The sequence below is a fragment of the Streptomyces spinosisporus genome, from assembly GCF_022698145.1.
In the GTDB taxonomy this organism is placed as follows: Bacteria; Actinomycetota; Actinomycetes; order Streptomycetales; family Streptomycetaceae; genus Streptomyces; species Streptomyces spinosisporus.
On the sequence record NZ_JALDAX010000040.1, the window covers coordinates 1 to 10,430 of the forward strand.

At 66.8% G+C, this 10,430-nt stretch carries 13 protein-coding genes; 3 read left to right on the forward strand and 10 right to left on the reverse strand.

What is annotated here, in order from left to right:
• Positions 1-185: 185 nt before the first annotated feature.
• Positions 186-941 (reverse strand): HAD family hydrolase, encoded by a 756-nt coding sequence (locus tag MQN93_RS43285; RefSeq protein ID WP_242713854.1) that lies wholly within the window; start codon positions 939-941, stop codon positions 186-188.
• Between the two features lie 419 nt (positions 942-1,360).
• On the opposite strand from MQN93_RS43285, the gene MQN93_RS43290 reads away from it, so the two are divergent.
• Complete coding sequence (locus MQN93_RS43290; protein ID WP_242713855.1) at positions 1,361-2,005, forward strand: RraA family protein; 645 nt, start codon at positions 1,361-1,363, stop codon at positions 2,003-2,005.
• Positions 2,006-2,084: 79 nt separating this feature from the next.
• Entirely contained in the window at positions 2,085-2,324 is a 240-nt protein-coding gene (locus tag MQN93_RS43295; protein ID WP_242713856.1) for a hypothetical protein, read from the forward strand.
• An 84-nt stretch (positions 2,325-2,408) separates the two neighbouring features.
• Here MQN93_RS43295 and MQN93_RS43300 read toward each other — a convergent pair whose 3' ends face one another.
• The 8 genes from MQN93_RS43300 to MQN93_RS43340 form a co-directional block, all read right to left on the reverse strand.
• The gene (locus MQN93_RS43300; protein WP_242713857.1) at positions 2,409-3,221 is read right to left on the reverse strand and encodes a family 1 encapsulin nanocompartment shell protein; all 813 of its coding nucleotides are present in this window, start codon (positions 3,219-3,221) and stop codon (positions 2,409-2,411) included.
• On the reverse strand, positions 3,218-4,288 hold the full coding sequence (locus tag MQN93_RS43305) for a Dyp-type peroxidase (RefSeq protein ID WP_242713858.1): 1,071 nt from the start codon (positions 4,286-4,288) through the stop codon (positions 3,218-3,220). The genes MQN93_RS43300 and MQN93_RS43305 overlap by 4 nt, the downstream gene beginning before the upstream one ends.
• Before the next feature lie 121 nt (positions 4,289-4,409).
• Positions 4,410-4,739, reverse strand: a complete 330-nt coding sequence (locus MQN93_RS43310) for a hypothetical protein (protein WP_242713859.1) — start codon at positions 4,737-4,739, stop codon at positions 4,410-4,412.
• Positions 4,740-4,839: 100 nt separating this feature from the next.
• Entirely contained in the window at positions 4,840-5,310 is a 471-nt protein-coding gene (gene msrB, locus MQN93_RS43315; protein ID WP_242713860.1) for a peptide-methionine (R)-S-oxide reductase MsrB, read from the reverse strand.
• Between the two features lie 131 nt (positions 5,311-5,441).
• Entirely contained in the window at positions 5,442-5,942 is a 501-nt protein-coding gene (msrA, locus tag MQN93_RS43320; RefSeq protein WP_242713861.1) for a peptide-methionine (S)-S-oxide reductase MsrA, read from the reverse strand.
• 473 nt (positions 5,943-6,415) lie between these two features.
• Entirely contained in the window at positions 6,416-6,598 is a 183-nt protein-coding gene (locus MQN93_RS43330) for a hypothetical protein (RefSeq protein WP_158693296.1), read from the reverse strand.
• A 251-nt stretch (positions 6,599-6,849) separates the two neighbouring features.
• Positions 6,850-8,244, reverse strand: a complete 1,395-nt coding sequence (locus tag MQN93_RS43335) for an NAD(P)/FAD-dependent oxidoreductase (RefSeq protein ID WP_242713862.1) — start codon at positions 8,242-8,244, stop codon at positions 6,850-6,852.
• A 360-nt stretch (positions 8,245-8,604) separates the two neighbouring features.
• Positions 8,605-8,997: a GNAT family N-acetyltransferase gene (locus MQN93_RS43340; RefSeq protein WP_242713863.1), complete on the reverse strand. Its 393-nt coding sequence runs from the start codon at positions 8,995-8,997 to the stop codon at positions 8,605-8,607.
• Between the two features lie 506 nt (positions 8,998-9,503).
• Between MQN93_RS43340 and MQN93_RS43345 the strand changes: the two genes are divergently transcribed.
• Positions 9,504-10,100: a YceI family protein gene (locus MQN93_RS43345; RefSeq protein ID WP_242713864.1), complete on the forward strand. Its 597-nt coding sequence runs from the start codon at positions 9,504-9,506 to the stop codon at positions 10,098-10,100.
• A gap of 101 nt (positions 10,101-10,201) precedes the next feature.
• Here MQN93_RS43345 and MQN93_RS43350 read toward each other — a convergent pair.
• Positions 10,202-10,430: DUF6510 family protein (locus tag MQN93_RS43350; RefSeq protein ID WP_242713865.1), on the reverse strand; the 229-nt coding region annotated here is incomplete at its 5' end.

Below are 10,430 nucleotides of genomic sequence, written 5' to 3' on the forward strand. Positions count from 1 at the left end.
CCCGTTTTCGCCGCGTGCCTGTTCCGCCACAATAGCCAGGTTACCGCCGCGGACCGTAGCATGTTTCGAAAAGGACTTCAAGGTCCTTTTTTCGACCCGGCCCGCGACTCGGCCGCCGAAGAGCGTGCGGGCACACTCTCAGTGCACATGACTCACAGTGCATCGGTTTCAGGAGGGGTGGCCGATCACGGCCGAGGGCGCGGACCAGGCGTACCGGTCAGGTCTCCCAGGTCTTTGACGACCACATCGGCGCCATGCGCGTACAACGCGCCGGCGCGGACAGTCCTGGCGACGCCGACCACCCACCCGAAGTGACCCGATCGTCCGGCGTCCATGCCTGCCTGCGCGTTCTCGAATACCGCGCACTGTGCAGGGTGCTGGCCCAGATCGCGGGCAGCTGCCAGGAATGTGTCGGGGTGAGGCTTGCCGCGCAGGTTCCGACTCGCGGCCACCACGCCGTCAATCCACGCGTCGAAGAGTGTCTCCATACGCGCCGCCCGCAGGATCTCGCGGCAGTTGGCGCTGGAGGTGACCACAGCGGTGAGCAGCCCGCTGTCACGGGCCGCCATGACGTAGGCCATGGTGTCCTGGTGCACATGAACCCCCTGTGACCGGGTCCTGGCCTCGAACAGGCTGTCCTTCCAGCGGACCAGCCCGTACACGGTGTCCGGGCCCGGAGGGTCGTCAGGGCTGCCGTCGGGCCGTTGGATCCCGCGCGAGGACAGGAAGCACCGCACACCTTCGGCGCTCGACCGGCCGTCGAAGAACTCGTCGTATCCGGTGTCCGCGGCAAACGGGCGAAACCCCTCGCCCTCGTGCTGCTGCAGCAACATGTCGAACGCCTCCTTCCACGCGGCGGCGTGCAGGGAGGTCGTATCAGTGATCACGCCGTCGAGGTCGAAGAGACAGGCCCGTATCGCGGCAGGCAGACCAAGTGTCACTGAGTCGTCCTTCTCTCAAGTACCGGTAGAGCGGCCAGTGTTGTCCGCCGTGCCGTCGCCGCGGAACACCTGTAGACGTGCGGTGGACGCCGGATCCACGAACCGACGTCCACAGCTCCGTATGTTGGCCGTTGTCGGCGCCTCACGCCTGGCTGGGCTCGACCGATCGACGCGAAGTCGACGGGCAGTAGAGGTACTGGCTTCTCACACCCCAGCGTCACTGCGGCCGATACCGACCGGTTCTGAGACCGGTCGGTAAGAACACGTAGTGGAAGGGCGCTGACACAAGTGCCGCACCGGCGCCGGGCTGGGTGCTGTGCGCTGCGAGCCATGTGCTCGGACTTGTTGGACTGCTGCGTCACAGGTTCATGCCCAACTCCCCCACCGCTCGGGGCCGGTGGCCTTGCGAAAGGAAGCAGATGGAGGACGACGCCCTGGCCGCAAGGGCTGCCCGCCTGGGATGTGCCACGCTCGTCGACGCCGTGGGCCGTGTCCACGGCCACCGGGCCCACATTCCCGCCATGTCGAGCCCCGACCCACTTCGCCCCCTCTTCGGACCCGCGGCCACCATCTCCTACCTGCCCTTCCGTGACGACCTGGCGGGAACGGTCCGCGACTTCAAGCACTATTTCTACGGGGCACTCGAGCAAGAGCCCGCCGTGGGCCAAGTGCTCGTGCTCTCCAGCGGCGGCCATCCCGAGGTGTCGCACGGCGGGGGCACCAAGCTGGCCAGGGCGGACGGCGCCGGCCTCGCCGGTGTCCTGGCCGACGGCCGGCTGCGGGACTTCGACCAGCTGCGCGGGTACAGCTTCGCCACCTGGTGCACGGGAGAAGCGGTCCGCTGGGGCGGCGACACGGTCATGCCCTTCGCGTACGGAGTGGCCGTCGAGGTCTGCGGCGTCTGCGTGAAACCCGGCGACTACGTCCACATGGACAGCGCCGGCGGCGTCGTGATCCCTTCAGCGAGCCTGCATCGGGTCTTCGCCATCGCCGAGGACATCGCGGCCGAGGAGGCCGAGGCAGCCGGAGACATCAGGAGCGAGAACGCGCAGCCAGGTGGATGAGGTGCACGCAGCGCCGCATGCTCGGCGGGCCGCACAAGGAGGCCCCATTCCAAGCGCATCAGAAACAACGAGGTTGGTCATGACGCAGGCATCGCACCGGTTTTCGCACATCGTGGTGCACACCCCGGCGCTGGACGGCTCCCGCCGGGTCACCGAGGGTGACGTGATCCTGGGAGTGGCGTCCCATCTGGACGACGTCGTCGAGATCCTCCGACTTGCCGACCTCGATCAGATCGACGTCGAGGAGAGTGACCACATCGAGTGGCAGGGAGGCGGGCCGGACGAATGGCCGGGACTCACCGAACACCCGCAGGAGTGACCGGATCACTGCCGGGCCCTGGCATGTAGTAGCCAGGCCCTGGCGGTGGTTGTCACCGGCTGCGGCCGACCGGCGTTTCACCCGTCATGTGCCGGTCGGCTGCGACACGAGGGCTGCGACCGCCTCGCTCGTGTGCACCAGAAAGGTGAGGGTCTCCTCCAAGTACAGGCTGACAGTGGTCGCATCGTGCGAGAGGTAGCCGATCGACACGTCCTGGCCGAGGTGCATCTCGAAGTCGCCGCCGCGAGTCGAGAGCAGGAAGGCGCCGTCGATGGCGGGCGCCCAGACGATGTCCCCGTCGAGCAACCTGGCGATGTGCTTGATGATCGGGTATCCGTGGTCGGAGGTCTCGCTGACCGCCGTGTACGCCTCGGCGCTCAGCGCAAGACAGTACGGGCCGTCGACACCTGCCAGCCGCAGAGCGGAGACCGCCTGGCTGATCGCGTCCGGGTAGCCGCGCACGTCGGCGGGCAGCTTCACCGGTGAGTTGGAGGAGCTTTCCCGCAGACCGGCGATGCCGGCGGCCGCGTACCCTTCGAAGACGGCCCGGTCCTCCACATGTGCGAGTCGCCGGGCAGCGTCCTTGGCGGGCTGCCAGTCAGCGTCCTTGGCCCCGCGCGCGACATCGTCTATCTGGCGGCGGTCGACGATGAACGGGACGCGCAGCTCGACCAACGGCTGGAAACGGCGCACATGGGCGACGACGTCATCGGCAGGGGTCTCCACACTGTCGAGGTGCCCCGTCGCCACACCTCCCAACTCGACTCCGCCCGGCTCGGGGACATCGACGATGCGCCGTGCCGCAGCGTGCGCTGTGAAGGTGCGGCGAGCCTCCTCCTCCAGATCGCTCCACGCGGCGGCGGAGAGGGGAGCAAGGTCACGGTGCAGATTGTTCATCGGGACGCGCTCCGCTTCATGCTGCCGATCCTCAATGAGGTGTCGGATGAACGGGGTTGACTCTCGGGTTTCGCGACGACGGTGTGGACATCGGCGCCCAGGGCCCCCGATCGCACGCCGGGTGGTGCGGGCAGGTCGTCCAGAAAGTCCGCCGTGGGGACGTGGAAGAGGCATCCCGTGACAGGGGTGGAGAAGTCCAGAATCCGGTCGTGCGCAGCGTCCTGCGTGCCCAGGAACATCCGCTCCAGCATTGCCTCCGTCACCCCCGGGGTACGGGCGTAGCCGATGAAGTACGTGCCGAACTCGCCACGCCCCACGGTTCCGAAGGGCATGTTGTCCCGGAGGATCTCGCGTTCTGTGCCGTCGGCACCGGTGATGGTGGTGAGGGCGACATGTGAGTCGGCCGGCTTCGTGCTGTCGTCCAGTTCGATGTCCGACAGTTTCGTCCTGCCGACGATCTTCTCCTGCGCCTCGACGGGCAAGGTGTTCCAGGCGGCCAGGTCGTGCACGTACTTCTGCACGATCGCGTAACTCCCGCCGGCGAACTCGCGGTCCTCGTCCCCGACCAGGACGGCGGCGCTCGCCGCCGCGCCTGTCGGGTTCTCCGTGCCGTCGACGAAGCCGAGCAGATCACGCTTGTCGAAGTACTGGAAGCCATGCACTTCATCGCGTACGGTCACCGCTTTCCCCAGCCGGCTCATGATCTCCGAAGCGAGGGCAAAGCACAGGTCGAGGCGTGCGGCTCGTATGTGAAAGAGCAGGTCGCCCGGTGTCGACACCGCTCGGTGCACCCGGCCGTTCAGCTCACGGAACGGATGCAGGTCCGCCGGACGGGGACCGGCGAACAACCGGTCCCACGCCTCCGAGCCGATACCGGTGACGCAGCTGAGCCTGCCCTCGGGTTCGGCGCGGAAGCCCACAGACCGTTGCAGGGAGTTCAGGTCGGACAGTACGTCACGGGTCACCGCTTCCCCGCCGGGGTCAATCGTCACGACGAGGAAGATCGCCGCGCTGGTGAGAGGGCACAGAACCGTCGGCGGCGTCGGTGCCGACGTCTCATCGGCCATGTGCCCTCCCTCTCCCGACAGTTGCCGACACTCGCTGCCGGCCCTGTGCGCGGTCCGTGTGCGCGGGCCGCCACGGACTCTGGTGAAGATCCCGCACTTCCTCCAGCAACGTCTCCACCGTTCACTGGTATCGGCCCTCGAAGCGGCTTCCGCTTCGCAGATCCGAGAACCGGAGGCCGACAGCCTCTCCCCCCTCCACCACCCAGCGCAGGTCGTAGGAGGCCCGGTAGGACGGCGGCCAGAACGAGCAGAAGTGCCCGGTGTCGTCGACGAACCACGTTCCCTCGGTCTCCCGTCCGCCCTCGACGTAGCGGGTGGTGCCGTCGGAGTCGAAGGTCTGCGTCGCTCCGTCGGTGTAGACGAGCCGGCCTGCGGTGAGAGCGGCGGGAATCTCCTCGGCCGGTACGGGTGCGCCGTCTTCGGCTGAAACGCCGTTGAGCTTCTTGTTCACTTCGGGGACCTCCCATGGGCCCAGGCGGGCGTTGTGCGAGCTGTGGCGGTGCGAGGCGGTGGTGGCCGGGCAGCCATGCGCGAACCGCCTGCCCGGCCACTCACTCTGCTTCGGCGGCGCTCCGGTCCGGCACCTGGAACATGCTCAAGTACTGGCCGTAGCCCTCCTTCTCGAGTTCCGCGACGGGGATGAAGCGCAAGGAGGCCGAGTTGATGCAGTACCGGAGGCCGCCCCTGTCACTGGGGCCGTCAGGGAACAGATGCCCGAGGTGGCTGTCTCCGTTCACCGACCGCACTTCGACTCGGACCATTCCGTGACTGGTGTCGGGTCGTTCGGCAACGTGACCGGACTCCAGGGGTTTGGTGAAGCTGGGCCACCCTGTGCGGCTGTCGTACTTGTCCACGGAGGAGAACAGGGGCTCTCCCGACACGATGTCCACATAGATGCCGGGAGACTTGTTGTCCCAGAGGGCGTTGGCGAAGGAGGGTTCCGTCTCGTCCTGCTGGGTTACGCGGTACTGCAGTTCTGTGAGTTGCGCGAGGCGTTCAGGACTCTTGGTGTATTCCGGCATGGCTGCCTCCCAAGTGGCGTAGCTGGATCAGCCCTTCTGGGATTTCGCGTCATGTGCCGCCGCTCCCTTACTTCGCGGCAAGAACCGGAGAGGAACGACAAGGTTGCCGGGATCAGCAGCCACGAGGCCGACTACGACGCCTTGGGCAGCCGCCACTCCGGGCGGATGCGGTGGCAGGTGTACCCGTTCGGATAGCGCTGCAGATAGTCCTGATGCTCAGGTTCGGCCTCCCAGAAGGCCCCGGCCGGCATCACCTCCGTGACGACCTTCCCCGGCCACAGGCCCGAAGCGTCCACCTCGGCGATCGTGGCCTCGGCGATGCGCCGCTGTTCCTCACCGAGAGAGAAGATGGCGGACCGGTAGCTGAGACCGACGTCGTTGCCCTGCCGGTTCAGCGTGGTGGGGTCGTGCACCTGGAAGAAGAACTCGAGGAGAGCCCGGTAGTCAATCCGGGCAGGATCGTAGGTGATTTCGATGGCCTCCGCGTGGCTTCCGTGGTTGCGGTAGGTCGGGTTCGCCGTTTCGCCACCCGTATAGCCGACGCGCGTCGAGACCACGCCGTCCAGGGCGCGAAAGAGCTCCTGCATGCCCCAGAAGCATCCGCCCGCCAGAATCGCCTTCTCGTTTGCCATTGCCGTGCCGCCCTCCTGTGAATTCCGCCGTCTCGAGCCGACGGGTCAGAGCACTTGGATCGTGCTGTTAGCTGCAAGGCCCGCGGATTCCTTACGTCTCTTTGCGGACGATGGGGACGGCTGGCATCCGGGCCGTCTTGCAGATGGCTTGTGGGAGGTCACTCACGGGGCCGTAAATGACGTTCGTCAGGGGAGCAACTTCTCCACACCGGCAGCGCCCTCTTCCTCGAGAAGGCGGCGTGCCTGTTCAAGCCTCTCCGGCGTGATGTCGTGGCCGGATGCCAGTACTACGTCTTCCGGGTCGGGCAATTCTTCCGCTCCCGTGTGGAGAACCGCATCCGGTGTGTGAGGACCCCACTCATCGTCGCCAGTGCCTTCAGACATCATTTCTCCCGCGTGAGAACAAGTGAGACGGGCGTCGCTCCGCGCCCTGTTCGGCGTGAGAGATCAACCCTTGAAATGGGCGGCAATCTTCACTGATTGCCGGTGCTCTCGTGCTGGTTCGCAGCCCAGGCATACGCCTCTGCCAGGTCCTTCAAGGCCGCTGCGACCGCTCCATGATCCTTGTGCTCCGCCTGCTGTCGGGCTTGAGACGCGATGGCCTCGAAAAGCGCTTCTCGAGCATCCTGTTGCACCGTGGAGTCAGCACTGCTCACGATGTCCTCCTAATTTCCGACGACCGGGCGAGCGCGCCGGGCCGGTCAGTAAGTTGTTCCTACGCGAATGCTATTGCGGCGTTGATCTACAGCTCATCTATGCAGGATCGATGCCGCCGTGGAGCTGTCGATGTTGGTCCGCAGTCGACCGTCCCGTAGCCGCTGCACGATCTCGCCCAGTTGAGCGCGTCGTGGCCCGGCTCAGCGACGAGGGCCTCATCCAGTTGTAGCCTCGTCCAACTTCCTTCGAACTAGGCTCTGTTGTTCGGCGGCGCCGAGCTTACGGCCGGCCGGCGCGAAGGCTGGGGGTGCGCCTCGCTCGCGTCGGAACGGTCCGGTTCGCCACCGTTGACGAAGGCTTTCCGCGGATGCTGCACGGAGAGCAGCGAGACCAGGTCCCTGCCGAACAGTGCCGCCGTGAACCAGACCGAGAGAACGCGGACCTTCCGCTCCCAGGTGGGCACGGCCAGGACGTGATAGCCACGGTGCATCAGCCAAGCCGGAAACCCCTTGATCACGATGCGCTTGTACTGGAAGATGCCCCGTCCCAGTCCCAGCGTCGCCACTACGCCGAGACTGCTGTGGCGGTAATGCCGGAGGCTGCCTCCCCGCAGGCTCGCCACGATGTTCTTCGCGAGACGTTTGGCCTGCCGCACGGCGTGCTGGGCGTTCGGCACCGTGTATGCCCCCGGCACAGGGGAGGCCAGGTCGGGTACGGCCGCGTCGTCTCCGGCCGCCCACACACCGGGCACGGGCTCGCTGTCGGTGCCCACGCGCAGATCGGGGCGGACCATGAGCAGACCACGCTCGTCGACCGGTAGATCCGTGTGGTTGTGCACAACCGGGTTGGAGGCGTTGCCGGCCGTCCAGACGATGAGCGCCGAGTCGAACTCCTCTCCGTCGGAGAGGACAACGTGTCCGTGCTCGGCGGACATGAGCTGGGTGTTCAGATGCACGCGTGCGCCACGCCGTTCCAGGGAGTCGACCACCCAGGCACCGGCCTTGTTCCCCACCTCGGGAAGAATGCGGCCTTGTGCCTCGACCAGATGGAACTGCAGATCGTCGACGCTCAGCTCGGGGTAGGACTTGAGCATCGCGGTCGCGAGCGACAGCAGCTCGCCGAAGCCCTCGACACCGGAGAAGCCTCCGCCCACGAACGTGACGGTGAGCAGCTTACGCCGCTCGGGTCCTGGGGGCAGTGACCCCGCCTGGTCGAACGCGGTCATCAGTCGGTCGCGAATGGCGACCGCCTCCTCCACGTGTTTCAGACCGATCGCTTGCTCCGCGACGCCGGGTACGGGGAACGTGCGGGTGACAGCGCCGGCGGTGACCACGAGGACGTCGTAGCGCAGCCGTTGGTCGGCGCCGTTCGCGAGTCGCACGGTGACAGTCCGGCCGGCATTGCGGATCTCGGTCACCGAACCAGCGATCAGCCGGGTACGACGCAGATGGCGCCGCAACGAGACGGCCGCGTGACGTGCCTCGACCGATCCGGCCGTCACCTCGGGCAGGAAGGGCTGGTAGGTCATGTACGGGCGTGGGTCGACGACCGTGACCCGTGCCTCGCTCCTGCGGAGCGTCTTCTCGAGGCGCCAGGCAGTGTAGAAACCCGCATAGCCTCCACCGACGATCACGATCTCCCGCATGTTGTTCTCCGCTCGTAGGTCCACATCGGGTAAGGGCCGGCACGGAGTCCAGTGCGAGGCCGTCGGGCTCCTGACCGCGTCCCGCCGCGGTGAGTGAACCGGCCGACGCTCCGAGCCCGTGCGATCAGCCCGCGTGCTCCTTGCCCATGTGTTCCTTGAGGTAGGAGACCAGGCCGAGGACGTCCTCCGGCGCGAGTCGCCTGATCGCCCCGGTCGAGTAGACGGCGTGATGACAGTGCGACCTTGCCCGGGTCGCGCGTCGCCGGTTTGGGCATCGGGCCTGAACCGCGCGACCAGTTGGCAGCCGAGGCTCCCTCGTTCATTCGAGCAGTGGGTTGGTGTCGCGTGGGGCGCGGGTTCTTACCTGTGTTTTGACACCACCGGCACTGGGTCAGGTGCCGTCAGCGCCGACTCGGCGGCCGCGCGATCGGTGTAGCCCGGGTGCCGGGGGTCGACCAGATCGGCATAGGTGGTGGTTCGTGAGAGGTAGTCGACCACGAACGGGCAGATCGCGGTGACGGTGCCCTCACGGGAGCGGATCTCGTCGAAGACTCGCCCCACCAGCGTGCCCCCGACCCCCTGGTGATGATGACTCGACTCCACCTCAGTGTGCCGAAGGGCGTACCGGTTGGGCTTCAGGCGGGTGTAGTAGAGCCAACCGACCAGGTCATGGTGACGGTAGAGCTCGAAGCGACCTCGATCGATGTTGTCGATCAGTCGCTCGGCCACCGGCACCTGCTCCTCGCTGCTCATCGAGCTACTCCTCTCCCTGCTGTCACTCATGCTGAGACTCGTCACCTCGGACTTCATGGTCCAATCACTAAGCATGTCAACCAGCACAGCACCGGATACGTATCACAGATTGGACTATATAGTCCACCTAACGGGGAGTCATCTGAAGTCGCCTTCCCTGTGGGTGACTTGGGTACCGGAATACAACCGTCAGACAGGCTCTCGATGTGTGCGAGCGCCATGTCGATCGAAATTGCCATCGGTGTGGCGTCGCGTGCCGTCTGCGCCAGCAGGTAGCCGCCCTGAAGGGCAGCAATGAGCCTCCGCCGCAGCACGCACCGTGTCGACCCTCGACGACGCCGTCGCCGCGTTCAACCCGACCGAGCGGGTCAACATGCACCGCGAATCCTGCGGCTGTCCTCCTCCCGACAGCACCCCTGACCCGGCCTGCAGGCAGACAGCCAGTAAGGGGGCCGGAGGCGTCGCCGCTAATCGTCAACGACGTGGCACCGATGAGGGAGGCCGATATGACCAGCGGAACAGGAACCCGGTCGCGCGCCATGGAGCGCGCAGCGGGCGTCGCGACCTACCTCATCGACCCGGACGACAGCAGCGTCAGTCTCCACGCCCGTAGCCTTGCGAGTGCTGGCTTTCGCGGCGTGTTCCGGCACGTCGCGGGCACGCTCACCCTGGACCGCGAGCGGCCTGAGCGGACGGCGTTCGCGGTGTACGCGACGGCGTCGAGCCTCGACACCGGTTCGGAGGAGCGGGACGCGCGCATGTGCGGAGCCGCCTTCCTCGACGCCGGGCGGCACCCGCTCGTGTCGTTCTGGTCCTCCTCGGCCGAAGTCCACCATGCGGGTCTGTTCCGGCTCGTCGGAAACCTGTCGCTCAGGGGAATCACGCAGCCGCTCATTGTCGACGCGGTGCACCACGAACGCGCCCATGGACCACAGGGTCCGGAGCTCGTGACGGTAGCGGGGCGCTCCGTACTGAAGCGATCGGAATGGAGCCCGCTGCGGACCGCGGGCGTCGAGGCGGGCGCATGGTTCGCGGGCGACGACGTCGAGCTGTTCTTCGACGTCTGCGCAGTGAAGCAGGAACCCATCGGATGGCGGCCCTGAGAGCTGTCTTCCGACCCGGCGCCGGGTGATCGGGGTCGCGCACGTACCCGCGACGGGCACTCTCCGAGCGGTGCATGCTCGGAGAGCGCCGCGCCTGTGGGTCAGCCTCCCGTGGGGATCGCCAGTACCGTGACGCCGCGCATGTCGAGCCAGTTCGTTCCTGCCGTGTTCACCAGGCGGATCATCACCTGCCCGCAACTCTGGCACCGGGCGACGAGTCCTGGTGCCCGCGCGTACACCCGCAGTCCGGCGACGAGCCCGGTGCGACCGCAGTGCGCGCAACGGCTGGTCGCGGCGGTCAGGTCGACGGCGAAGATGTCGGCGAGCGGT